The organism is Nitrospira sp. (assembly GCA_024760545.1).
In the GTDB taxonomy this organism is placed as follows: domain Bacteria; phylum Nitrospirota; class Nitrospiria; order Nitrospirales; family Nitrospiraceae; genus Nitrospira_D.
In genome coordinates this window covers 3673102-3699551 of the sequence record CP060501.1, presented here as the reverse complement: position 1 = coordinate 3699551, position 26450 = coordinate 3673102, and the positions used below count along the sequence as shown (strand labels likewise).

19 protein-coding genes are annotated in these 26450 nt (G+C 51.0%); 1 reads left to right on the top strand and 18 read right to left on the bottom strand.

Features of this window, described 5'->3' with window-relative positions; all coding sequences use genetic code 11:
* Window positions 1-37: 37 nt before the first annotated feature.
* From H8K03_17505 to asnB, 5 genes are all read right to left on the bottom strand, one after another.
* The gene (locus H8K03_17505; GenBank protein ID UVT19565.1) at window positions 38-937 is read right to left on the bottom strand and encodes a polysaccharide deacetylase family protein; all 900 of its coding nucleotides are present in this window, start codon (window positions 935-937) and stop codon (window positions 38-40) included.
* Window positions 934-1593: a methyltransferase domain-containing protein gene (locus tag H8K03_17500; GenBank protein UVT19564.1), complete on the bottom strand. Its 660-nt coding sequence runs from the start codon at window positions 1591-1593 to the stop codon at window positions 934-936. The genes H8K03_17505 and H8K03_17500 overlap by 4 nt, the downstream gene beginning before the upstream one ends.
* On the bottom strand, window positions 1577-2605 hold the full coding sequence (locus H8K03_17495; GenBank protein ID UVT19563.1) for a glycosyltransferase family 2 protein: 1029 nt from the start codon (window positions 2603-2605) through the stop codon (window positions 1577-1579). Before H8K03_17495 ends, H8K03_17500 begins: the two co-directional genes overlap by 17 nt.
* Window positions 2606-2904: 299 nt before the next feature.
* Window positions 2905-3636 (bottom strand): glycosyltransferase, encoded by a 732-nt coding sequence (locus H8K03_17490; GenBank protein ID UVT19562.1) that lies wholly within the window; start codon window positions 3634-3636, stop codon window positions 2905-2907.
* 323 nt (window positions 3637-3959) lie between these two features.
* Window positions 3960-5780, bottom strand: a complete 1821-nt coding sequence (asnB, locus tag H8K03_17485; protein UVT19561.1) for an asparagine synthase (glutamine-hydrolyzing) — start codon at window positions 5778-5780, stop codon at window positions 3960-3962.
* 632 nt (window positions 5781-6412) lie between these two features.
* On the opposite strand from asnB, the gene H8K03_17480 reads away from it, so the two are divergent.
* Window positions 6413-7627, top strand: a complete 1215-nt coding sequence (locus H8K03_17480) for a right-handed parallel beta-helix repeat-containing protein (protein UVT19560.1) — start codon at window positions 6413-6415, stop codon at window positions 7625-7627.
* A 20-nt stretch (window positions 7628-7647) separates the two neighbouring features.
* Here the strand turns inward: H8K03_17480 and H8K03_17475 are convergent, their stop codons facing one another.
* The 13 genes from H8K03_17475 to H8K03_17415 all read right to left on the bottom strand — a co-directional run bounded on the left by H8K03_17475 (window position 7648) and on the right by H8K03_17415 (window position 26350).
* Window positions 7648-8799 (bottom strand): glycosyltransferase family 4 protein, encoded by a 1152-nt coding sequence (locus H8K03_17475; protein UVT19559.1) that lies wholly within the window; start codon window positions 8797-8799, stop codon window positions 7648-7650.
* A gap of 185 nt (window positions 8800-8984) precedes the next feature.
* On the bottom strand, window positions 8985-10208 hold the full coding sequence (locus tag H8K03_17470) for an SGNH/GDSL hydrolase family protein (GenBank protein UVT19558.1): 1224 nt from the start codon (window positions 10206-10208) through the stop codon (window positions 8985-8987).
* 25 nt (window positions 10209-10233) lie between these two features.
* Complete coding sequence (locus tag H8K03_17465) at window positions 10234-11271, bottom strand: O-antigen ligase family protein (protein ID UVT19557.1); 1038 nt, start codon at window positions 11269-11271, stop codon at window positions 10234-10236.
* A 241-nt stretch (window positions 11272-11512) separates the two neighbouring features.
* On the bottom strand, window positions 11513-12640 hold the full coding sequence (locus H8K03_17460) for a glycosyltransferase family 4 protein (protein ID UVT19556.1): 1128 nt from the start codon (window positions 12638-12640) through the stop codon (window positions 11513-11515).
* On the bottom strand, window positions 12637-14052 hold the full coding sequence (locus tag H8K03_17455) for a glycosyltransferase (protein UVT19555.1): 1416 nt from the start codon (window positions 14050-14052) through the stop codon (window positions 12637-12639). The genes H8K03_17460 and H8K03_17455 overlap by 4 nt, the downstream gene beginning before the upstream one ends.
* Before the next feature lie 111 nt (window positions 14053-14163).
* Window positions 14164-15708 (bottom strand): hypothetical protein, encoded by a 1545-nt coding sequence (locus H8K03_17450; GenBank protein ID UVT19554.1) that lies wholly within the window; start codon window positions 15706-15708, stop codon window positions 14164-14166.
* Between the two features lie 55 nt (window positions 15709-15763).
* On the bottom strand, window positions 15764-16699 hold the full coding sequence (locus tag H8K03_17445; GenBank protein ID UVT19553.1) for a hypothetical protein: 936 nt from the start codon (window positions 16697-16699) through the stop codon (window positions 15764-15766).
* A 169-nt stretch (window positions 16700-16868) separates the two neighbouring features.
* Window positions 16869-17879 carry a glycosyltransferase family 2 protein gene (locus H8K03_17440; protein UVT19552.1) on the bottom strand — a complete coding sequence of 337 codons (1011 nt, stop codon included), beginning with the start codon at window positions 17877-17879 and terminating at the stop codon, window positions 16869-16871.
* A 157-nt stretch (window positions 17880-18036) separates the two neighbouring features.
* Window positions 18037-19698, bottom strand: coding sequence for a hypothetical protein (locus tag H8K03_17435; GenBank protein ID UVT19551.1), 1662 nt, complete (start codon window positions 19696-19698; stop codon window positions 18037-18039).
* A gap of 446 nt (window positions 19699-20144) precedes the next feature.
* A complete protein-coding gene (locus tag H8K03_17430; protein ID UVT19550.1) occupies window positions 20145-22169 on the bottom strand; it encodes a glycosyltransferase in 2025 nt (674 codons plus the stop codon).
* Between the two features lie 10 nt (window positions 22170-22179).
* Window positions 22180-23433 (bottom strand): glycosyltransferase, encoded by a 1254-nt coding sequence (locus H8K03_17425; GenBank protein ID UVT19549.1) that lies wholly within the window; start codon window positions 23431-23433, stop codon window positions 22180-22182.
* Between the two features lie 187 nt (window positions 23434-23620).
* Window positions 23621-24907 (bottom strand): ABC transporter ATP-binding protein, encoded by a 1287-nt coding sequence (locus tag H8K03_17420; GenBank protein UVT19548.1) that lies wholly within the window; start codon window positions 24905-24907, stop codon window positions 23621-23623.
* 396 nt (window positions 24908-25303) lie between these two features.
* A complete protein-coding gene (locus tag H8K03_17415) occupies window positions 25304-26350 on the bottom strand; it encodes a hypothetical protein (protein UVT19547.1) in 1047 nt (348 codons plus the stop codon).
* Between the last annotated feature and the right edge of the window lie 100 nt (window positions 26351-26450).

The window sequence follows — 26450 nt, the reverse complement described above, 5'->3', positions numbered from 1 at the left end:
ACGGAATTGTCCGTTCGCTGCCGGAATTCCAACCCTGCTACTGTCTTTGGAGTGATGCACTGATCTCTGGGGCGGGAGCCAATTTCAAACTATTGAGACGAAAGTCGGACCACTGCTGTGAAGAAAGCATGTCGCACATTGTTTGGCCACCGAAACATTTCACAAAAGATCGGAAGCGTTGTTCAAACCATCTCCGTCCTGCCCCTTGATGAAATCTAACCGTACGTGGGACACGGACCGGAATCTCCCTAAATTCGTGGACATCGAACTCATAAGGGTGGCAGTAAAAGACAAACGGAGCCACCGTCATGATCTTCCGGGCAAAGTGACGGCTCGCAAATCCCGGCAACAGACGATGATACCCGCCTCCCCCTACCGGCAAATTTCTGCCGAGCGCCCGAAACGTGGCCAGAGGAGCCTCCAAGATGCTGGCGCTTTGACCGAGACGAACCCGAACCGGATGGATAGGCCAACCGGCGATTCCGTACCGAGGCATTTGAGCCGGCACAATGCTCGAGTCGTATTCAAACCCAGCCTCCGCGAGCGCATCCAACGCCCAAAGCGTGTCTTGAACAATCGAGAAATCAGGGGCGCGATAGCCTTTCACAGCCTTGCCGATGATCTGTTCGAGGAGATCCTTCGAGCGGCGGACATCGGCTAGAAATTCATCGGGAGACTGCCTGCCGATTTCAAGATGTCCGTGTCCATGACATGCCACTTCGTGCCCATCAGCCTCAATCTCCTTCACAACCTCTGGAAATCGTTCGGCAAGCTTGCCGAGCACGAACATGGTAGCACGTACCTCGGTTTCACGTAGAAGTCGAAGCACTCGGCGCGTGTTCTCAGCCGCTCGGTCCGTGATTGGAAGACTGTGGTCCCACGTGGATTGAGGCCAATCTTCGACGTCGATGGAGATGACCGGTGGACCGTAACTCATGGCTTTAAACTGACATGGAAGTCCATACCGGCTCCGGGGATTTTCTGAATTCGAACATCGGAAAACCCTGCTGCGGCAGAGAGTCGGCGAATCCCGTCCTCATTATAGAAGTAAACCGGACATTGCCTCAGTTGGTACCGGAATTTCCGGAACGGCGTTCTGAACCAATGTTCGCTGGGAAAAGATATAACAGCTAAACGCTTGACCAGCGGTCGAAGAGCCTTCAAGAAGGCTTGCGGATCTTCCACATAGTCCATGACGCCCATGACAATCGCGAAATCATGCGGCTCTACCCGTGCTCCCGGGAAGATTCCTTCAACCAACGTACACCGGTTCTCAGCTATCCCCCTCTGATCAAGGCGTTGGCGCACAAGAGTCAGCATATTGGGAGCTGGGTCGAGTCCGGTGATCCGATCCGCTCCCCGTCTGAAGGCTTCGGCAATATAGGGACCGGAACCGCATCCTATATCCAGCACCGTCCCCCCTTTTAGCTGCTCCCCCAGCGCTTCGAATGTCAGGGCATACCGAATAAACATGTCACTCCGGAACGTGGAATCCACCCAGCGCATGAACGGATTCCGTTTTTGGTCGTATATGGTGTCAAAGGCCTCGGCAAAGCTGTTGAAAAAGGTTGCCGCATTATGCTCCTGATTCATGACATTCTCCTTTGTTGCTCTGTCCACTCTGCACCGGACGATCGCCCCCCTTCATCAGCCCACGCACAAATCCCGCAGCATACGCCACGTGCATAATGACAGCTGCGACAGGGAAAAGGACTGCCACCCGCCAATCACCATGACCCCTCTGAGTCACTCCAACCGTCAGTAAGGTCACTCCATAAAGGACCGGGATCGTTACAGCAGTAAGTCGCCACCACCCCGGCAGAGACAAACCCAAGATCACACTCATCAACATGATCGTCATAAATACGGGTGGCACGATCTGTCGAAAGGAAGCGGGAATCCGATGCTTCCTTAATACCGCGACCCGCCAATAACCGTACTCGTAATACTGCCTGAAGAGTCTGGACGGTGTCTCACGGATAAAATAAGAATATCGGGCGCGCGGTGAAATAAAGACCTTTTCCCCATGCTTGGCAAGCCGGTAGTTGAGCTCATCATCTTGATTACGAACCAACATTTCATCATAGAGCCCGACTTTTTCAAACACTTCTCTACGAAATACCGGATAGCACGCCCCTTCGGCATAACCTTCGTATGTCGGGTATCGATGTTTGGCATTGCCGATTCCCACAGGGTGGGACATTGCAGCCGCAACGGCCTGACCGAAGAGACCCTTTCCCATGCTCACAGCCGGTCCGCCAACACAGGATACTTCAGGGTGCTCCTGAAGAAGGGCGACGCATGTCGACAGGTAATCAGGAGCATACTGGCAATGGGCTCCAAGAATGGCGATATATCGACCACGGGCCTCACGAATGCCCGCGTTCATCGCGCAGGGTGTAACACGCTTGGGATTATCAACAACCCGCAACTCAGGATATTCCGACATGAGACGTTTTAGGATTTCCCGGGTACCGTCCTCGGAAAGACCGTCCGCCACAATAATTTCCAAACCTTCCGCCGGACGTTCCTGGTTCATAATCGACCGTACACAGGTCTCAATGTGTTGGCGTTCGTTAAAGCATGGAACAACAACTGAAATCATAATCTAGTATTGATACCCAAATTAATGTAACCCAGAGCCGCATGGCGATGATTCACTCTAACACCCATAGATTACATGCCAAACCGCAATTCAGATACTACTTAAAGCCTATAATGACTCGCATATCAAAAGCTAGCTTCGGATCAAACAATGCTGCACTTGTTTCGGTGCCACGGTTTAGAGCTGACTAAGTGCGTCTGCCAAAATGTGCTCTGTCCCAATCCCACACTAGCCGTACAATAGCTTGACTCATATCTTGACTCTTGTTGCTTAACGATTCCTCGACCATTCATCAACACCTACCCATTGAGAACCGACCGGTAGGTGTCTAGCAGCCGACCTGCAATTTGATCGAGACCAAGGTGCACAATTCGCTCGCGCCCGTTACTTCGCTGCCTAGTTAGCAAGATATTCACTATGGCCTCTCCGAACACCCTCGGATCCCGTGACACTACAGACGATGGGTGTACGCCAACCAGTCTTTCAGGGACATCACCGACAGGCGTAGAGACGACCGGCAGGTTGCAGGCTAGTGCTTCCTTAACTACATTCGGTGAACCTTCCGATAGGCTCGTGCATAGCAGTACATCAGCAGCTCGATAGTACAAGGGCATTCGCATGGGCTCCACACTCGCGAGCACTTGCAGTTCAGCATTTGGAAGGCGCGCATGCACAAACTTCATAGCCGCCCTAGCGAAATCGATGCCTTTGACCTTTGCATCCCCTCCGACATTGACGATAGCAATGGGACTCTCAAGATTCCAGCCCAACTCTTCTCTGGCTTCATCCTGTGGACCCGGCATGAACAGGTTGAGATCAACTCCGCTCGGAATGACAACGGCTTGGGCTTTTCGCCACCATAACGCATGGCGGAGTTGTTCACTCTTACAGATCAAACCGTTCGCACAAAGCGCAGCAAGATTGGAAAGGGTGAAACCACACAGCTCGCGCAGTAAGGAGACCGATGCCCCAGATTGCAAATCATTCCCGCAGAAAGAAATGATGGATGGACGGCCTGCGAACACACTCATGATACCTACAACCGTTCCATATTGGCCATGGACAAGATCAGGATCGACTTGTTTAACCCGCCGGCGTAGCTCCAGCCACTTGCAGAAAAGCCGAATCGGGGAATGACTAGTGCCAATGTCAAATGTGCTAACTTTTACTCCTGCCTGACTCACGGAAGCGATCTGACGATCAACGAATATACCAGCGTGAGACATGTACATCTTCGCTCCGATATGGTTCGATACGATCAGCACATGAGGGCTTCCTACCTCCACCGCTCCATTACTGCGAGAAAGCAGGCTGCATTGATCGGGACTAATTGGTTTTTTCACAATCATTCTGGTCAGCTTGGAGATATGGGTTTTAGAAATTGACGCGCCCAACTCTCATAAATTGCTAAGCGGAACAATAGATTCTGACGGGAAAGAAACGGATCTCCTCCATCCCGTTGAGCCAGTAAGCGATGGATGCCCTCTATCTCAACCACATTGGCAAGATGACGTGGGGCATGCAAGGTATCTCTGAGCCAGTCAGATAGTGGACCCTTTATCCACTTGGTTTCTGGAGTTTCAAAACCCAGTTTACTCTTGCGTTGACGTACCATTTCCGGAAGAATTCCGGCGAGCGCATCTCTGAGAATCCGCTTGGTCCACCCACCTGACAAGCGCATATTGGCCGGTAGACTTGCTACCCACTCTACCAAGACATGATCAACAAATGGCACCCGCGATTCGATTCCAAACGCCATAGTATTTCGGTCTTCGTAGCGGAGTAGAACTGGCAAACTAAACCTCATCAGGTCTGCCTCCAGTCGTCGACCCAAGGAATCTCCAATTCGCAACATTGACGGGCGGGCTAGATGAGAGTTGCCGCACCGAATCTGCTCAAACTCAGGTACAGAACCGAAGAGGTACCGGCGCCCATCAGCAAGCCGACTAGTACGTAAAATTTCAGGGCTCCCAAAGAAAGCGATGGCTTCTCTGGCAGCTAGAACGAAGCGTCTCGATTTTATGAGCTGCTTCAGATATACCAGGATAAATTTTCGATACCCTGCAAGCTGCTCATCGGCTCCCTGTCCATCTAACAGCACCTTGATTCCGTACTCCCGTGCAAGGCGGGCAACACAATATTGAGCATAAACACCAGACCCTCCTACAGGTTCCTCTTGGTGCCAAATCCACCTATCCATATCCTCGCGCATCCGTTCGCCGTTTGGAAAAACAAAGTGGGTCTCGCAACCAGTAGCAGCTGCAACTGCTTCAATGTATTGTCGTTCATCAAGGCGAGGCTCCTCAAAACAGGCACTAAAGGTATGCTGGAGATTTTCTTTCGACACTCCTCGGCGATGTAACTCAGCGTTAACCACGCAGGTAATTGCTGAAGAGTCAAGGCCGCCGCTCAAGCATGTGCCGACCGGCACATCAGATCTGAGGTGGAGAGACACGCTTTCTTCGAATCGAAGACGGAATTCCTCATTCAGTTTCGACCTTCGTTCAGGCGTAACCTCAAGCTCCTCACTGATTGAGATCTGCCAATATCGCCACAGCCGGATACCAATGCCCTTCTGCCAAATCATAGCGTGAGCAGGTGGCAACCGTTTGATTGTAGCCACCATCGTGTCCTCGGCTTCATGGTCAAGAAGATTCCAGGCTAGAAAATCCGTGGCCAACTGTGGATTGGCACTGAGTTGTGATGGGAATTCAAGAAGCGCTTTCAGTTCGGAGGCAAAAGCGAATCTCCTGTCCCCGTCTACCCAATAATGGAAAGGCTTGATTCCAAGTCGATCTCGCGCGGCGAAAAGACACTGTGTCCGTTCATCCCAAATGGCAAACGCGAACATGCCTCTGAGACGCTCCAAACACTTCTCTCCCCACTGACAAAATGCAGCTAGAAGTATCTCGGTATCGGATCGCCCATGAAAACGAAATCCAAGGCCACGCAATTCCGCTGCCAATTCCAAATAGTTATAAATCTCACCGTTGTAAGTAATCCAATACCGACTCTTCTGATCGGTCATCGGCTGATGACCCGATTCAGTCAAATCAATGATCGACAATCGGCAGTGGCCAAGAGAAACCCCCTTACCGTCGTAGAATCCCTCCCCATCTGGTCCTCGATGCCGCTGCACTTGAATCATTCGGCGCACTGCCGTTTGTGCCGCCACAGCTTCTATTCCCTCGTATACGAACCCCGCAATTCCACACATATGATGCCTCGTCACAAGATGCTAAATCGTATTCTACTCAAGTGCTAGCTGAATTGATGGAGACGAACGATCCGCCGGTAGAGCCTGTGCCTTGAAATACACTCCCCACCGTCTGCCTTTAAAAAATACCTTGAGAACAGGCCCTCTAAACGTCTAGCTTGAAAACTACTCAGCGATACGGCTTGTCGGTCCATTTAGCGTCTTTCGTTCTAGCCCAATCAATAAGTGCCGTTGAGCCAACTATAGATTTTTCAACCTGGCAGTGTTGATATAGTAACCAATGCCATGTCAAACCGACACATTTAGATCCAATCCGTGCAGGATTATCTCAAAGCCTATTCAACCGCGCTCTCATTGATTATCCGGCAGTAATTAGGTTAGTCCCGTTCTGTACCGCAGAATACCTGTTTTGAACTCTTGGGAAAGACTTCCGAGCTGAACTATTTCAATAAATCAATAGCTTAAAACAAACGCTTCTGGCACGACTTGTGCTGACTATTCACATCAACGCCTTGTCTGAACCAAACGATAACGGATACATGCCAATAGTCATATAATAAGAAGCGTTAATTATTTTGAGGACTTGACCCATGATCACAATTTCACGAAAGCACGTGATTGCCTTAGCACAAAGTGCCTTCCTCCTACTGAGCACCGTCACGCTTCATGCTGAGACATACTATGTGGCCACGACAGGAAATGATAGCAACCCCGGGACGTCGGACAATCCATGGCGTAATCCTCAAAAATGTGCTGCCTCGCCCGTCCAAGCAGGCGATACCTGTATCGTGCGAGATGGCAGTTATACTGATACGAAAGGAGAGGGAATCGTAGTGTATGCCTCAGGACGCTCACCTGCAGGTACTGCTTCACAACCTATTACAATTAAAAGCGAGACACCACTTGGAGCCGTGATCATTCTACCCAATGGCCCAGATGATGTTGTCAATGTGGGATTCTACATCAGCCGACCATACTATATTATCGAAGGATTCGATATCAGAGGAGGAACCAATACTGGACTGAAAACGAGCCATAGCGGCATCGTGTTTAACCAAATAGCCGGTGGAATCGCCCGATTGAACTCGTTCCACCACATAGCCACAAACGTCTGCACCAATAGCCCTTACGGAAAAACAGGTATGCTTCTCAATAAAGCAAGAGATATTATTGTAGAGCAAAACTATTTCTATTCTATTGGACGCCTGCGAGAGGGAGAGAATGGCTGCACTGCGAAGACTGGCTACCATGATCATGGAATCTATATTAATGGAGTCACGAATGTCATCGTACGACGAAATGTATTCTATGACACATCCCGCGGATGGCCTATCCACGTCTACGGCGGAACAACGACAGACTTGAATATCTATCACAACACAATCTCCGGCCATAGCCCAACAGGGAAGCCAGCCGGGCATATCCTCTTGGGTGGCACGATCAATGGTGCCACCATCAAGAATAATATTTCGAATGATGCGCAGAACGGAATGGTAATTACGTATTACTTGAAAGCTTCCGACGTCACCATCAGCAACAACCTCTCTGACACTCAAGAGAAAATCGGATCGCCGCCTGCGGGCGTCACTTTTTCCAACAATGTCCAAGAGAGTACCAACCTAGGCTTCATCGCAAAGTCGAAGAACGACTTTCACCTTTCCTCTGCAAGTGCCGCAATCAACAGAGGAACGAAGCTCGGAGTTCCTCCTGTCAAGGACGGAGCTCCTGATATTGGAGCCTATGAATTTTCAGATGAGAATGATTCATCCTTGCCTGCTGCTCCCACTGAACTGGTGATCCGATAACACTTGCCAGAGGAGAATTGTCATCGCTTTCGTCTCCCCCACCCGGCAGCGTTGTAAGCTGCTAGCGTTTCCGAAACAAGGCGCTCCAGCGTGAACTCTTGTCGCGCTTTTTCTCTGGCAGCTATTCCTAAGCGGAAGCTCAGCTCATCATCGCCGTGCAGTTCGGATACACGTTCCATAAACACTCTCTCATCTCCTTGAGGAACGACAAATCCAGTTCTTCCATCTTCCACGAGATATGGGATATCCCCTGCCTCCATCGCTACAACAGGAAGACCGCAAGCCATGGCTTCCATTACTACGTTGGGACATCCTTCGCTCTCCGAAGTGTGGACGAGAAACTTGGCCCCGCTCAAAAACGCCGGTATGTCATGAACGGCTCCGCAAAATTCCACGGTTCCTGAAATACTAAGGTCATCTGCCAGTTTTTCGAGAGTGGGGCGCAGGGGACCATCACCCGCAATCCGAAACCGTACGTCTTCGCCCACGACGGCCTTCACCCTTTGAACCACTCTTAACAAGCGATCCCAACGCTTGACCGGGAGCAAGGACCCAACTGCTGCCACATACTCTCTCTTCCCAGTGCCATCGCTCACCCATCTGAAGCGGTCGAGATCAAGACCATTACGGACGACAAATACCTGTCTAGGCGCAAACAAGCCGGTAGCACATCGCGCGGCGTCAGCCGATGTCTGACTATTTGAGATATGGGCAACCGGCCACCTGGCGTTGAGCGCTCCTCTCAGAGTTCCTCCCTCTCGCTTAGCATTCGCAAAGTCGCTGCGGAGAGAGCCGATCGCCAGCGCTCCGGTTTTCCATGCAGCATAATATGCGGCAAAGTTTGTATGAAAGCCGTACGAATGAATGACCTCCGGCACAACCTGCCGTGCTAATACTCCCAAGGCTCGCAACTTAGAGAAAGGCGACCATTCAGTAGGGAATCCCCAGATTGGGATTCTCAGCTCTTCGATGTCCCGAACGTATTTGTCGTTTGGATTGAGATTCCAGACAATCACGGCAGGTCGATATTGGGCATGATCTAGATTCGCAAGAAGATAGAACAGTTGCCGTTCGAGCCCCCCAAGCCCAAGTTGTCCCACAACGTAGAGAAGTCTGCAGCGTACATTGCCTGAAATGGGACCTAGGATCTGCTGGGGAACGGGCCCAGGCATATTGAATTTCATAGTGCGTGAGTTGTCACTCCAACATGAATTTAGCCTTGATATGTACAAGCTATTCCCTGCACCCCGAGTATACAGATCATGTCACATCCTCATATTAACGCCCTAGTTTATCAAGAAGACCGGAGATAGAAGAGGAGGTTGTTACCTAGCTTTGAATGAACGACTGACCTTCTTCACGATGCCCTGTTCTCGAGCACGCACAGATTGCGCTCCTTGAGGAACTTGAACGTTAGTTCGGCCGCCAGACGGTGCCCTTCTTGATTCCAGTGACCTTGGTGGCTGGCCCCAAAGCCATGCAAATACTCCCCCGTTTTCACATGGTATTCTCGAAAAGCCGGCATGAGTTTTAAGAACGTGATTCCGCTCTCTCTGGCAAACCCCTCCAAGATTCTGTCCGGTTGCTCATAATCCAGATCAATATCGTATTGGTTCTTCAGTTCATTCCCTACCTCGGGATGGACCTGTTCGGCATTGGAAAGCCCAAGCAGTAAGAACCGACCCCCGCGTTCTTCAACTGCATCTCTGAATTTCAGAATAATCTCCTTAGTAATCTCTACCGCTTCCTTCCATGGTGGCAAAAGATCCGTCCGATAAATGTTCAGATCCGATAACGAGTCAATTGTCCGGCTCTTTCTCTCTCCAACGTTCTCCCTATCTTTATCCGCTTCTGCCATCCTATCTTCCAGGAGTTGGCGCTTGAAAAGATAGATTCTCTCTGAGATCAGGCTCAATAGGTGGGACTTGGCTTTCAGCTCTTCGTAGAGGCGTTTTGCAAATGAAAGATTCCTCTCATACGCATCAATCAGCGATCGATCAAGAACGAGATTATGCTGACGATCAAACGTATAGTAAAAGCCTACGTTCTCACGATTGAGATACTTCGAATTATTGCGAAAATCATTCCCCGTGAAGAACGCCAGAATCACAAGATCAGGATCATAAGCAGCACCGAAATTGAGATAGCGGATGTATTCATCAGCGGTGCCAAAACCGGACTGGCCAAGTGCAAGAACTTCAAATCGTGTATGAGTAGAAGCTGCTTGGCTATTGAGGAGCTTTTCAAGTTGTGCAGAGAAAGTGTCTTCCAATGCCACTTGTAGGGCTTCGATGTAGGAATCCCCTAAGATAAGAATTCGAAACACACCGGGTGCTTTTATGTATGTGCGTTCATAATCACGAAACCCCTGGGAGTTATAGTGTCCTTCTGAAAAACCTTCCTTTGTATGACGGTAGTACGCATGTGGAATATATGTCACTCCTTTACCAGGAACAAAACGTGATGCAGACGGGGCATTGAACTTCGTTATTGCCAACACGGCTTCCAACACACCAAGGATAATGGCCACGGCCAGGATTGCAAGTCCGAGATTAGCTGTGAGTGTTTTACCCCTGGACATAGGAAGAAGCCAAAGCTACATCGATTCATTGCAGGGGCGGGGGAGCGCGGCGAGCATACGCTTGACCAGCGCCAGCAGCCAAACCAAATGCCACTACGGTCCAGGGGGACATGAACGTGTAATCAAGGACCATGAACTCCACCAATCCGAACACGACCAGTGGCGGAATAAGCATAGCTTCGTCCACAGGCACCATTCGCATAAGGTGGCGAGTGCCGATTGCCACTCTCCACAAATAACCCAGAAAGCACATCGCGGGGACGATTCCTGCCCCTAGCCAAATATGGAGGAGCCCATTGTGCGGGTTCATAACCCGCCGCCCCCCATAAGGTACTTTGATGTCGTCCAGGCCGACACCAATCCATGGGGAATTCAGTATCCGCTCCAGAGCGCGTGGGAATAGTTTTCCACGCCCAGATTCCTCTACCCCTCGAGATGTGTAGCTTTCCAACTCTTGATCAAACACACCGGATAGATAAAGCAGGGATATCATCAGAACGAGCACCAAGAGAGGAACAAAGCTGTGCTTCAGCATTGAACGAAACCCAACGATACATGCCAAGGCAATCGCCAACACGGGACCCCGGCTGACCGTAATTGCGACCATGTAGAAACACCCTACTGCAATGGCCCAAGAGGTAATTCTTAAAGCTATATTCTGAGACTGGAAACCCCAGAAGATAGAATACACGGTACAGAAACCGAACCACATCCCCAGCGCATTTCCGTTGGCGAGCGCTGTTCCAACAGCCGAAGCCCGCACAATCGCACCGGCGCCGCCGGTTAAATTGACATAGGGCACGGTTGCTAACCCGATCGCGAGAGCCACAATTGCAAAACGGTGCAGAAACCCTGGGCGAAGAGACAAGGCCTGAACAATGACCAACAATTCGAGCCATCCAAGAAAATAAAGGGCCTCTGCCATCGCATTGTCATTCACCTCAAAAAACATGAAGTGTATCGCAAGGGTCGAGATTCCGGTGCAGAAAGCCAATGCGACTGGCGCATACACCTGAACGGCCTTGGCAGTAACGCTCAGGAAGCAACTTACTGCCAAGATCATCCAGATCGCCCCTCCTATTGAAGGGATGACAATACCCCATACTTGTCCAAGCATCGCGTAAACAAGGCTCACGTACCACAAATACTCCAAAATAGGCGGTGGAGCGGCTCCCATTTCAGCGGTTGCCCGCCTTGTCACACCTACATGAGCACTCTGTAGATTACGCATCACCGCCATTAGATGGTCCAAATTCGAGGAATATTCAAGATCCGGATACTTTCGAATGCACAGGCAAGAACTCTCACCGACTCTCCTGTTGCATCAAGGTTGAAGCCCTCAATGCAGTGACACTTGCAACCGCGCTTTCAAATGCTTGAACTGCCGCAATCGGGCTATGCAGCTCTTCGACATGGCGCCGAGCTTTTGTCCCCATATCTTGACGGCTCTTATCGGATCCCATTAAAAAGCGCACCGCCTCAACGGCACCTTCAACAGTGTCAGTGATCTTTCCCAGCTCACCATTCCGAATCTTGTGATCGGGATCGATCTGAAGACTCACCACCGGTGTTCCCGAGGCCCAGGCCTCCAAGAAGACGCTGGGGAAGCCCTCGCCATCCGATGTTGAAAGCAGCAAGTTGGCCCCGCCGATGATTTTCACAGTCTGGTCAGGGGCGACATGGCCCCGGTATTCGACGTTCTGGAGAGATCGCAACTGTGCGAGGATATTCTCGATTTCTTTAGCATTCCAGTAACCAAGAGTCGGCGCACCGCATACCACGAAGCGAATCGTCGGCAGTCGGCGCGCGATTTCGATCAGCAGATCAGGCCGTTTAATGGGCCTGATTACGCCGACCCAGGCCACGGTTCCATTCCGTTCTGAATGAGGCATCACTTGGTCAGATAACGGCACAATGCCGGGAAGGAGAAATGCCCTCTCGCGCCAAACTGCCGGCAATAAGTCACGCTGAGCGCCATGTTGAACAAACATAAGGTCGGTGCGATGAAGTCCCCATTTATAGAGCAGCCACCAGTTCTTTCTCCGCCGCCTGAGCGCTATCCGTGGCTGCACGTCCAAGTCGTGCATCACGGAAAAGGCTGTTCGCACTCCAAGCCATCGAGCAATTTCCGCTGCCGGCCCCCAGAGGTGGTCGGCACATTGCCAGAAGCACCAGTCCGGCCGCTCCTTTTTCAGGAATTCGTACCAATCCAATAGAAAATGGGCGCGGCGGCTAAGGCCGAGGAATCGTACACCTTCGATTACTCGTTCCTCTCCTTCTCCTAAGGCAGATACAACCCCTACGGTGACCGACCAGCCGTGAGCCGCTAACGCTCGTGTCAGATACCACCCATACCGCTCCGCTCCGCCTTTCGCCGATGGATCTCCGATCGCGTATCCATAGACAATATCGTTCACATACACGATTTTCATGGGGCAACCTCTGATTGCAACCGCAGCGGCATATTAGACGCATCCACTGTCACTATCTTCTCAGGGGAAGCCCCATTTAGGGCGGCAATAAGATTCGAGATCTGGCGGCCGGACGAGTAAGCCTCGCAGGCTGCGCGATTCGGCACAAATCGATCGAGTGTCCTGCTTGCCCAAGCCTCGACGACTTTTTCAAAAACGGCGGTCACTTCTTCGGGATTGCTTGCATCTGCGATGAGCGTGTTCCCGACTTCACAGAGAATGCGGCGTGTTTCGTCATGAGGGAGGACTCCGACAATTGGCCTTCCGGCCTGAAGATAGCCGAACAGTTTTGCACCGGCAACGAGTTCATGTCCCTTTACTCCCGACTCTCTGCCCAACACCAGGAGCGCATGAGCCTCTCGTTGAAGACGGCGGATTTCGGCACTGGAGGTGGGTGGAAGGATTTTGACCACATCCTCAATCTCGAGGTCTCTGACTCGTTCGGCGAATTCCCGAAGACCTCCGCCTATGAATAACAATCGTAGCTGTGTGGCTCGCGTAGGGTCTTTGCGCTTGAACTGGACGATGCCTTCGAGGAGTGTGTCGTATCGATATGAACTCAGCGTGCCGGCATACAGAACCAGGCAACGCTCTCCAGGCGCATGCACAAAGGATTCAACCTCACCTTCGAAACCGTTCGGGATGATATGAATCTTCGTTCGCTCCAACGATTGAGGATACGCGCGCAAGTATGCCTGAGCAACCGACTCAAACATGAAAACCACCGCCCGCGCTCGCTCGAACATGCGGGCGATGATCCGATTGTCCACTTTCTTGGCCCAAGCCGGACGCCTGGCTTCACGGCCGTAATACTCCAACCCCCAGGGATCCCTGAAGTCCAGCATATAGGGGATGCCGGTCGCTTCTGATGTCCGATAGGCGACCACACCGGCAGAGAGCGGTCCGATCGTAGCCCAAATGACACTCGGTTCACTTTGCCGGCAGAAGGCTATGGTTTCCTGCGTCGTCGGCCTTATCCAGAGCATGGCCATATCAGGGCGGTACACCCACGCTTCCGCCCTGCGGACTAACTCGCGAAGGCTTGACCGCCACGGCGCGTGATGTCCTGCGACCACCTGCCGCGCTTCCTGGACGGATGAGCTGGCAAGTTTGTTCTCTGTCCGTACTCCGCGCCAGGTCTGTATCGCACGCCAGGGATCCCGAGCCTTGATTCGAATAACCCGAGTAGTCGGCGGCACCTGGTCGAGAAGCTGTGGATCATATCGTTCGTACTGGTACGGTTGGCAACAGACCATTGTCGCTTGCCATCGCGCCTTCACCAGCTCTTTTAAGAAACGCATAGAACGATAGACGGCGGCGTTGCCCTCCGGTGGGAAATAGTAGGAGATCATGAGGATGGATTTGGAATCCATGGGTCTTAGCTTCCACACACCGGAAAACGATAAGGTACCCTTGCGTACGCCATCCTGAAAGAAAGTCGCTTCTTCATGACGTATTTCTTTGGCGCGTGATCTCGCATCGGCTCATTGTTGGAGATGTTCCGCATACGTCCTTGCCGTTCTATTCACGCAAAAGCAAAAGAGTGAACCCTCATGTTCCCGCCACCACTGCCTAAAACGAAAGTCCCGGCCGGTCAGCTTGGCAATCACCCGTTCGACGTAGTAGACGGCCGCATAGCGTCGCCTTGATTTCATCATGAGAACGGTATTGACCCACCGGACCAACGGCCAGAACCACGCCGCGGATCTCATCATAATCTTTTCATTCGCCAGGTAATTGAAAAACTCGATTCGTAGCGCTCGGCCATAAGGGACCGACGGGCCAGGGAAAAGGACCACGGACCCCATTTTGGATTGGCCGAACGCGTGTCGGGGAACGCCGGCTTCTTCGGCAATCCGTCTCGCGATCGGCCGGTCATACGCATTTCCCAACCGCCACGGATTCATCTCGGAAGACTCCGTAATCTCGACGATATCCTCTTTTCTCCTGGCTCCTATGAACGGCAATGGGACATGAATAAAGCCGGCCACCAGACGGAGTTCAGCCATTCCGTGGCCACCCATATCCCATTTTCTCAGTTCCGAATCTAAATGGGCTCGCTTCCCTAAGCAAGTTTTTGTGTACCAGATCGTCCCATGCGTTCCGGTCAGCAGAACACCGACTTTCGAGATGTGCTTACTGATATCTTTGAGATTCGCATCCTGATTGTGATGGAGCCCACAATAATAGAGGTACTCTTGATCGAATTCCTCGGTAAACGCACGCCGATTGAGCCGGATGCACGACAGACCGAGTGACTCGCAAATTTCCCCCCCATCATCGTCAGGCAACTCGCCTTCGTCTTGGTGGGCCAGCACGCCGACTTGCTTGGCTTTGGTCACGGTAAAGACTTTATCGATCCCATAGGTCCGTGCAATCGCATTCACCGCGGTCGTGTCGTAGCCCTTCGATTGAGTAGACCATATTTCGAGCGGGTGTGTTCGCTGTGGATCTCTCGCATTGGCCGCGATCAGGGCATAGTTCTCCTGGAGATAACTCCGGTACTCCTTAAAACTCCTGAACCGAGGCGGCATTCGCTTTTCTGTCTCAAAGACCTTCTCCCTGGAGACATCCAGGTTTCGGTACATCTGACGCCGCACCATTCCTCGCTGTGTCGGAATGTCTCGTCGATACCGGTTGATGCCTTCCATGATCGAATCACAGATTTCGGGGTATCCCAGATATCGAGGATCGAGCGCATCCCCGATGGACCCCAGCAGCAGCGGCAGGGAGTTCGATACTGTGACCAGTCCTGGAGTGTCGGCATAGAACAAGTAGTCTGTCGTGCAAGCGCTCGTCACGAAGCGAATCGACTCTTCGCCGAGAATGCCCCCGGTCCCGAAGACACAGTCGGTGTCGCTGAAGTCCCCCTCCTCGAACGGACCGTTCCACACCCCCTCAATGAAAAAGGTCGACCGAACTTCCACACCTGAACCGTGCTGCAAGGTCACGACATCCTTCGTCCGATCGACTTCCGCGACCCAGGCGAGTTTGGGCAATGACGGATTGGCTAGAGCTTGCAGTAGCATGTAGATACCGGAAAGAGGTCAGTACAATCCCGTAACACATTGAAGAATCGAATGGTCAGTCGGCTGACTTCAATGCCCATTTCTCCCCTAACTTCATGTCCCAGCTATGCGGCCGCAATGTGAGCGACCCGGACGTAGGCGTCAAGGTAAACTCCCCGAAGCATATTCTCCCGTCAATGTTGTATAAATCGACACGCACGAAATCAAACCCATCCGATAGTTGCGAAGCCACCGCGAGCATTCTCTCAAAGTCGATGGGTTTTGGAATGAGCGGTCGAGCGACACCCTCTCTATAGTAGAGATCCAATAGATTCCAATGGACATCAAAGAATGGGTTGATGTCATGTGCGTGATTATCCACCTGAATGACTTCGGGAACCCCATTGAAGCACCAGAATCTGTAGTCGAGAGGTCCGCTACCGTCCTGATTTCTCAGATATTCCTCGATCATGATCTTCGGCTTGATGTCGTAGTATTGGGCTTCTCGCGAGGACCAATAGAAATTCTTCTTCAACCAGTTCGACAGTTTGCCCGTAATATCCGCTCGATCGGCGACTCCTTTGACCACGATAACTTGTGCGCTCCCGTGATTGGTCTTGACCACGTACTCTGTAGGCAAACTATCGAACGGAATCGCTCGTGGATCCTCTCCGTGCCAGAATAGTTTCACGAGATGCTGCTCACCTACTTTGCTCGCCACCAATGCCCGCGCGGCATATTTGTCTGACACCAGGGTAAAATGCGGGTTCGGGTTCCGATTCAAGGTGATCATTCTGCGAAAGAGCTTTTCAGTGAACGTGCTTGGGCTCTTCAAATTGAGCGGCCTTCCATGCACGCGAATGTACCGCCGTAACAAAATAGCCTCACCTTCGGATCGGCGTAGCAACCCTCGCTTTAGGTTGCGCAATTTGTCAAAAACAGAATGAATCCATGTGCCTTGCAACCTATCCCGAACAGCGGTAGACCATGTCGTTTGGACAAAATGTTCCATCCCTAAACGAAGCCTCGTGGTGTGTGGACTGCTCTCCCTAGGCCCCCTCTCCGTTATTAGCAGTAACCGGTCTGATATACAGCCGGCAAACGGGCCGCAAGGGTCCCTGCTGATTGCAGAACATTATGCGCGGCAACGCTCTAGTGCGCTGCGGCATGTGTCACTTCTTTCACTTCATCTGGGTCGTTGTGTTCTCGGAAGAATGGGACAGTTTTCTCGTCGTTTTCTTGAAACTGTCCAGCGGATTCAGGACCAAGTTGAGCAGCCTCACGCATACGGCCTTGGCAATCCGAGCCATGCTCAATGAATAGCCGAGTCTACGCTGGGCATTCCGATGATACTCCCAAAACCCTTTCTCATTCCTGCGGTATACCCGAGACCCCAAGAACTTGTAATAGTCGTCCATTCGCGTCTTGAACCGTGCGTCGTATTCCTTCTCGTTCAAGTATTCCCGTCCATACTTTATCAGGTGTTCAAACCTTGCAACGTGAGAGGTGCCAAAACGACTGTCACGATCTGTCTCCGATTCGGTATGGGATCGTGAGAAGGTCAACATTTGATGCACAAAACCGAAGTCGCGTTCTCTGAGAATATCGAGACAGGCTTCCATATCGCAATGAGGATTGGACACATTGAAAAAAGTTGGGCGCTTTCTCACCTCATCGGCATGAATCAGCATCGACGATGGGGACCCAAACACAGACGGGAGCCCCAGGAGGGTCTTGCGACAAATTTCATGACCGGGCATCACCGTACGCTCATATGGCAAGGCCTGCACCATTATCCGGGTATTCGTAAGCCGATAGGCGCTTACGATTGCAACAGTGGGGTGAGCCTCAGCCAATTCGACCATTTTCATGATGCATTCCGGGAACAGCCAGTCATCTGCATGGACGACTTTACAATACTTGCTGTTCGATGACATTTGCCGAAACGCGATATTTCCGTTCTGGAGAGAACCTACGAATTCCGAATTGTTATGGATGCGGATCCGCTTATCCTTTCCAGCATATGTCTCGGCGATTTCCAGCGTTCGATCGGTACTGCAATTATTGACGATACAATACTCCCAATTCTGATAGGTTTGCGCGAGCACACTCTCAATGCACTCCACTAGATATTTCTCGCCGTTGTAGACCGGCGTGAGCACACTCACTAAAGGCTGTGATGCTGGCTTCATAGGCTCTGCTTCCAGCAGGTGTCGAACTTCAGGCCCACAGGACAAAACTGAAGACACACGGATCAACGACACACATTAGCTTTGATTCCTCTCCAGGAGGTCCACATAACCGGCAATCGATCCCACTGCCCAAAGAGTTCGCCGGTAGCCCGCCGGATTAATGCAAGGATGGCCCTCCACATTGCGAAACAAACCGATCGTGCCAATTTTTGAACACGAGAAAACGCAGAATCACATGATAAGGGAGTAAGGCACTTTGCAATCGTTTGGCACGAAGCTCAGTGGTATGGCGAGGAGCAAACGCAAAAAGTGCCTCCTTTGTCTTACCGCCAATCCAATTCTTAACAAATTCGAGACTTCCTTCTTCTTGAGAAGCTAGGGATGGAGTGGCGAGAGAGAGCGAATTGAACAATTTGACCATAGCAGGTCTATTGAAATACTCCCAAATCCCGCTCTTAGTGTCGTTCAGTTGAGTTTGTGTGTATTCACGCAATGAGGATGATGACACCAATTCATTTGCCCAGTTCTCATATCCCGTTCGATTGGCAATTGGAATACCTGATAGCAATGGATTCAACTCATACACCGCTTTGCGAAATAGCCCTTTGTCGATTCGATATTGCGGAGGCACCCGAGCGAGAAACTCAAGGATCGAGTCTTCCAACAAAACATTCCTATGATCCAAATAAACTTGTTTGTAATACGCAGAGGTATGGAGATAGCCCTGGAGTCGGTGCGTAAAGTACAGGTGGTCTTTTGCATCATTGGGTTCCATTCCTTGAATGGAAGACCGTATATCGACCATAATCGCATCACTGGCGGCAGACCATAATGAATAAAATTTCGGTTGAATTACTTCTGAATAAAAAGGAAGCATTCCCAACGAGCGGAGCCCCACCTCAGTTTCTGCCTGAGAATATGTATAGACCCTTTCGTGCCATCCAAAAATTTCATCCCCTCGAAGCACCCGATCATACCCACATTCACTGATTTTCTTCATGATGGTCAATTCATACGGATGAAAAGCTGCAATGTCCGACAATCCATCAACAATGTAATTGGTCTCTTCAAAGAAATCCTTATACTGTGCGGTCAACCGTGGGAAGAAGGTATGATGCAAGTTAAATTTGTCGGAGATTGTTCTTGCGATATTGGGGTCCGATCCGGTCACCGTTTCATCCAGCCCCCAGCTGACGGTGTGCAAATCGTGTTCATGCCCCTCCATCACAGCCAGCGCACTTGCAAGAATCCCACGTGAATCCACACCCCCGCTCAACAAAATAGCTGTTGTGCATGCATCTCCAATATTTTTCGTTACGGACTGTTTCAATAGGTCTTTAAGTTCCTCTTTTAGGCTATCTTCAGTTGCATTTTGGCTTTGGGAACCTGGGAGGAAAGACCAGTAAGATCCCTGGGATAATTTTCCATTCTGGATCCTAAGATAGGCGCCTCCAGATAAGCGCCTAACGGAAGAAACTAATGTTTGTTCTCCCAATAAGTGCCCACAAGACAAAAACATTGGAACGGCTTCAGTGCTGAGCTCGATCGAATGAGACGAAGCAGAAAGCAGTGCTTTGACCTCTGGGGCAAAAAAAATCAGATCCTTCTTTTGCAGATAAAAAATCGGCTCAGAAGCTCTTCGGTCCACCGCAATAATAACAGTTTCTCTTTCTTTACTATACATAACCAGGCTGTAGAATCCCGACAGATCCCGTAAAAAGACCTCAGGCTTTGCAAAAATATCTTTCTGCTGTGCTTCGGAAACGATATCTGTAAAGCTTCCGAACAAAACACCGTGTGTAAACAGCTTAGGATGCATTTGCGATTCTCGGGTAGTATCAGGCCAGGGACAATTCACGCTCGAAGAAAGAGAGATTCGTCCAATTGCAACCCCATAAGACCTACCGATACACGTGCTCACAACGTTCTTAGCCCCATGGCTTAGATCGTTCGCCATGGTCCTTAGAACATCAGTGGCCCAATCATCCGGCATTTGATTGGTAGGGTTTAGATTTAAAACCCCAAACATTCCAGGCATTGCGAATGATTCCTTCCCAATAACTCAAAACTTCCCTTACACGAAAGAGGTGCCCCCGCTTGCCGGCACGAGCGTGGTCCACTCCTTAGGAGCACTCGCGGTGTTCAGCACTACGCAGTAGTGCGCTGCAGCGGCAGGTCGTCAAAGCACACTCGCCCGATCGTGGACCCATGAAGCACTCGATACGGTTTCTCATGGTTATAGAAGTTCGGGCATCGCCTCATCATCTATTGAACACTGCCTTCCCCGCTCTTCTTTTTGTTCATGATGTCCAGGACAATGTTCTTATACTCTTCCGAGAAGTTCTCTCTCGTATGATGTGCCCTCGCAAACTCCCAGGCTTTTCGGGCCATGCGCTGCAGTTGTTCGGCAGGAAGGCCGGCAATCATTCGCACGGTATTCTTGATCGTCTCGACGGAATGATCTTTGAGAACAACACCGAAATCATCCACGTCAACGCTCGCTTCGTAGCTTACAATCGGAATCATCCCAGCATGCATGCACGTAATCACACTTCCTCCGCCGGCTTCAGAACAAGACGGATAGACAAGTCCCAGGCACTTGTTGGCGATCTCGGCAAACTCAGGACCATTCACATCGACCCATCTGAACGCGTGAATATTCGGAGTTTGATACAACTCTTTATAGTAGGCCTTCACAAAGTCCTGTTCTTGCTGCAGCGGTCCACAGACGTACAGATGGCAATCCGGCATTTCAGCGAACGCTTCCAGCACCAAGTCCAATCCCTTATGCACCAAGCCCTCGCTGCCGAACCATAGGAAATGATATCGACAAGCGTCGTAATTCTTGTCCTCCGGCCACGGGAAGAGAGCGCATGTCGATATCGGAACCCTGAAAATCGGTTTATTCGCATACCGGTAGGTATCAAGAGTAAACCGGTTTCCATATGTCACACCATAATCCGCGTTTTCAATCGCAAGATTGTGCTCAATGATTCGATGGCCTTGCCTTATCGTTACCCCTCTTCTTTGTTGGAGTTCGATTTTGCGCAGGTAGGTCGCATGGTTATTAAAGACCCATTGCGCCGTATCCAGATGTGCGATTTTGACACAGTCGCGTTTGAGCAGCTCGGCAATCCGATCAAAATTGATACGGTGCCCGATGAAAACAGAATAGTTTTTCGTTGGATCAAACGTCTTATTGCGAGAATCGATCACATCAACGGAATATCCCAGATCCAAAAATGTCCGTGCGATCTGAAAGCAATCCCAGTATTGGGTATGAGAATTGGGCATCGGCTCACCCGGCTTCAGCAAAAACGGGTCAACGAGCCAGGAGAGGAGCACGTCTCCTTTGGAAGAGTTTTCCGGCTGAAGCGATACGACTTTTCTGAACCGAGGCCTCGTTATGGACACGCCGAATTTCCCCAGGGTTTCCTTCATCCATTCCACCATGGTTCGCTTGATCGGCGGGTTGTAGGAAGAGGAGGGGTTCATCTTAATGAAGTTCGTCGGGAAGGCGTGACCTCGATTGTTCTCTTTCCCATGAGACACCTCCCGTATGAACAATTCTTTCTTGAACCATTCCCAGTCTCCGTACCAGGTCCAACACTTATTCTTTATGTAAATGTGTTTGATCTCGTGTGCCAGGGATTTATTCGTTTTGAAGGCGACATATTCGAAATGGAACCGATCGAGATGGCTCGACATCAACTTGAACGACTTATTGCTGACATAATTGGAATACCATAAGTTGAATCCAAGCTCACCTTGCAAACTTTTGACGGCACGATACACCTGTACGTGTTCTTCGTGCCCATATTCGCCCCAAGGGTTATGGGTATACACATTGCGATACCCGCTCAATCGTTTCTCCAGTTGCCGTCTCAGCTCTTCATAGTTCTTTTTGTACTGCTCATCTCTACCGGGGATACTCTGGTCTACGATCTCGATTCCATACTCAGTGGCCACCGGATTCTGCCAATCCGCGCTCTCGAACACATCCGACTGATCGATATTCAGGCAGGATATATGTTTTATCGGATATTCCTCCAAACTTTTCCGCCTTCCGACACTCCACCAAGGATACCGCTTGGCCTCCAGAAAGCAGACCACCACATCATTCACTTTGTCCAGGATGGAACTGAACCACAACACCTCGTCATCCGGATGAGCGACCACGACGATCGAGTCTTCCAGTACGCTCGGAACAGCAGCACGCGTGCTCGCCACCATGGTCGCCCTTTGAGCAGCAGGCCGAGGGAGATGAGCTGTGGTGAATTCTCGGCTCACCGTTCTCAACCTATGACTTCACTTCCGCGGAGCCGTTCAGTACCTGTTGATACAACCCGATATACCGCTGCGCTTGACGATTGACGGAATATTCTTCCAAGGCAATCCTTCGACAGTGTTGACGCATCTCACTACGCAAGGTTTCATTCTCAAGCAGTTCAACGATATGATCTCGAAATCCCTCTACATCCTCCGGATTCGACAATAACCCCGTCACCTTATGACGGGCAAGATCGGGTACACCACCGACCCTTTGAGACACCACCGGTGTTCCACAGGCAATACTCTCCAACAAGACATTGGGAAACGACTCGGCTCGAGTCGGCGAGACAAAGCAGTCCGCGGCTGAATAACACATCACCTTCAGCAAATCACTCCCGACATACCCCAAATAAACGGCTTGCATTCCGAGTGAGTTGGCAAGCTTTTCCCCTTGCCGCCCCAGAAGCAAAATTACCGTTTCGGCCTTCAGGGATTCTGGCAAACCTTGGACGGCCTTGATGAAGAGATCCCCCCCCTTCAAACGGCTCGTGAGATGCGTCACCATGAACATCAGCACTTTTTTCCCTTTTGGTATGTTCAGCACCGAACGACAAAGTTCCTGGTCACGAGGTTTATACGTCTCCGTATCGATTCCGTTGGGGATGTGATGGATAGGAAACCGGCTGAGCATGCTCTGTTTCGCCATGGCAACCATCCAAGTGCTTTGTGCCACGATTGCAAGACGAGAACGGCTGAAAGACCAGTTCTTGAGTTTCCATGCCAAGTGTGTATTATCGACAGTAATTGCAGGAAAGGTATTTGGATAGGGACAATTTCCACAACCTGTCTTCCATCGTTCACAATCCAAACTATGAAAGCAGTGTCCGGTGAAGCTCATCATGTCACGGAGTACGAAAACGGTCGGCTTACTTTGAGTGATCGCCGGAATGGCGAGATATGAACAAGACCCGTAGATGTTATGCATCGTGAGAACGTCCGCATCCAAGAACGCTCTATTCGTGAGAATTTCCCGATGAGTCGGATCGAGCGCACCTTCCAGCCCGACCTTTCGCGAAATATTCTTCAGATACTGCGTTGCCCTTGCCCCTATTCGTGGAGCCTGCAATTTTATGATGTCATCAGGCGCCCCAATCGGCCATTTGGCCGTGCACAAGACTTGAGATTGGACCCCGGCATCTTTCAAGCCGCAATGCAGCCGGTTCAGCGAAATCGTGCCCCCATCACCATCCACAAGTCCCTCTGTAAGATGGAGAACCTTCATACTGCCTTTCTCTTCATACTTCTCGTGAGACCAGCGCTTAGCCCAACATCACTCTGTTTAGGATAGCACCGTCGGACAACGTCGGGAATTCTGCGGACTCCCCCGCGCTTCATTACCCCGAGGCTTGCGTGAACAGTCGCTGATTGTGTATCGCGATTCAATGTTGAAATAGGTTCTCGGAAGACCTTCACGAAACTTGATCGGTTTTGTTTGAGCGAATCACTTTCCATTCAAGCACTGGAGAAACAATGCCCAAGCGGTGGGGATTCAAGGGATACCCCATCTCCGACACATCGAACCTCAATATTGCTTCCTGGCGCTCGAAGACCTTTACGTCCTCAATGAATGCGACACATGATACTGAATACCGGCCGGGCCGGAGGAGACATGGAGGAATCTTAGCGGTGGCATGATACCGACCTGGCTCTCTCTCACAATCCTGCCATTCGGGCAAGTCGGTTTCCATCGACTCAAATACTAAATGATTCATCGAGTCAAACAGGTGAAACGTCACGGCAAGGTTTCCTATGGGAACCCTCACATCATATGCAACCTCGATCAGAAGCGGATCGTTAAAGGTCACGACGGATGGAGATTGCTGATCGACCGACAACAACCGTGCGGATCGCAATTGGACGGGTAGATTGGGCTTCATGGATGTGCTTGACCAGTCCGATTTGACTTCCGATCCGAGCGCTGAAGCCAAATACTCGGTCACCACTTCAACGGAAGAACCGATTCGCTTCAACCGTCCATTTTCCAGTTGTACGCCTCTTCCACAAAGCTGGGTAATCGCGCCCATGTTGTGACTGACGAAAATGACCGTCCGCCCCTCTTTGGCCACCCCTTCCATTTTGCCGAGACATTTCTTTTGAAACCTTACATCTCCCACCGCAAGCACCTCATCGACCAACAGAATTTCGGGCTCCAAATGCGCTGCGACGGCAAACGCCAGTTTCAGATACATGCCGCTCGAGTAGTGTTTCACAGGGGTATCGATGAATTTCTCAATCTCTGAGAAGTCGACGATTTCATCGAACTTTCTCTCGATTTCCGCCCGCCTCATGCCGAGGATCGTTCCATTGAGATAGATATTCTCCCGCCCCGTCAACTCCGGATGAAATCCGGTTCCCACCTCCAATAGGGAGGCCACGCGTCCGTGAATTTCAGCGAATCCGTTCGTCGGCTCGGTGATCCGCGAAAGTATCTTCAAGAGGGTGCTTTTGCCGGCACCGTTGCCGCCGACAATACCGATGACTTCACCCTGCTTTATGTCAAAGGAAATGTCCTTCAACGCCCAGATCGTCTCAGTCGATTCACCAGCCTCTCCTCCCCCTTTCAATAACCTTCCCACTTTGCTGAACGGAAGGGTTATCGCCGAAGTCAACGTATCCCGCAGGGTTTGATACCGTTCTTTTTTCCCGATACGGTATTGCTTGCTGAGCCCTTCTACTCGTATTGCGATGTCGCCCATGTTTGGTCATCCATTTCGTAACATTTCAGTTCACTGTTGTTCGACGCTGTGATTTTGCCCAAGCATTGAGAGTACAGCAAGGACCGTACAGGGAATCAGTCGAATAGATGCGCAACGGATCGTCGGGCGCACATCTTAACAATTCTACCACCATAGCCCGTTTCCAACCACCCATCATCCACCTCGTACTTCCGAAACGCTTACTCCAGGCGCATACTCCTTAAAACCCCAGAAAGAGCCGTTCGATGCCCCACTTTTGGTCTAACCTCTGCAGCATGATGAACCCTGATTCTACTCGATGACTTGGACACGATTGATAGTGATGCTCTCGATGCTGAAGAGATATGAGCAAGTAAGAGCGCCGTGCGACACCTAATCCATTCGGTGAAATGACGGTCAGCTAAACATCGCTCGAAAATCTTCGGCTACCCTGTCATACAGATGCTGATTAAGGCTGTGGGGTTTCGGGGGAGCCGAAAGAGCCTCCGCCAACCTATCGATGTCTTGCTTCCGAGACGGGTCGCCCGCCAGACAAAGGTCTTTCACTTGGCCCGGGAGCCGATCTGCGAGTTTTGACAGCACTATGACATGACAGCCGGCCGCGAGGCCATCGAGGACCGTGGTCTTAAACCCAAAACCCAATGGGGTCAACACCGCCAGCGCGCGCGACTGACAAAGAAGGTCCCAGGGCTCTCGACAGTCACGCACGATCTCGATGTGTTCACTCACCTTCGGCACCCTCCGATGCCATTGAGACCACCAAGTCAATAAGTACGACCATCGCTCAGCCATCCGCTCGGAAAGCCCTGTTGCGAGTCTGTCAAAATTGACGAAGTTGGCAATTCCGGATGGGTCGAAATTTCCGCCCATGGATACGATCGCGCGCCTCCGATGATTCCAGGCTTGAATATCGACTTCCGGTCGAAGATAGGGCCATGGAGAATAGTACGGCAAGTATCGGATATTCGCCTTTCCTCGCAACCATCCCCAATAGTGCTGATCGTCCCACTCACTGATTCCCAACAATGTGTCGGCCGCCTGTCGACAGTGCGAATCGCGTCGAGCCAACTGAATGAGCTTCCACCAATTCTTGACACTCACATAGTCCCGTTTAGACGCGATAATTTTCCGATGGAAATGATGATACGCTTCCGCGTTATGGGTTCGGACGAATATTTTCGTCTGAGGCTGCCTGTCCCGCAACTGTTCCAGAATCTCAGGCCATCCGCTGTACTCCATCAACAGATGCGTAATATCGGGCCCCATCTGTTCCAATAATGTGGCGGGATTGTCCGGATCGAACACGATATGCTTGTAGGTAACTCCGGCCCGATCCAAGGCCAGGCGATTCGCCGCCGCGGCTTTCCAATTACCCGCCCCATATTCTTTTTCATTGATGAAATTCGGCACTGCATACAAGAGCTTGGTTGGACCCTCCCTCATCGCGCCACCCCTCACGCTAAGAAAGATATGGAGCTGACCTCTCGCCTTACTCAAAATTACAAATCGGTCCGCCTTTCACCGTCGTCCGCTCACCATACAT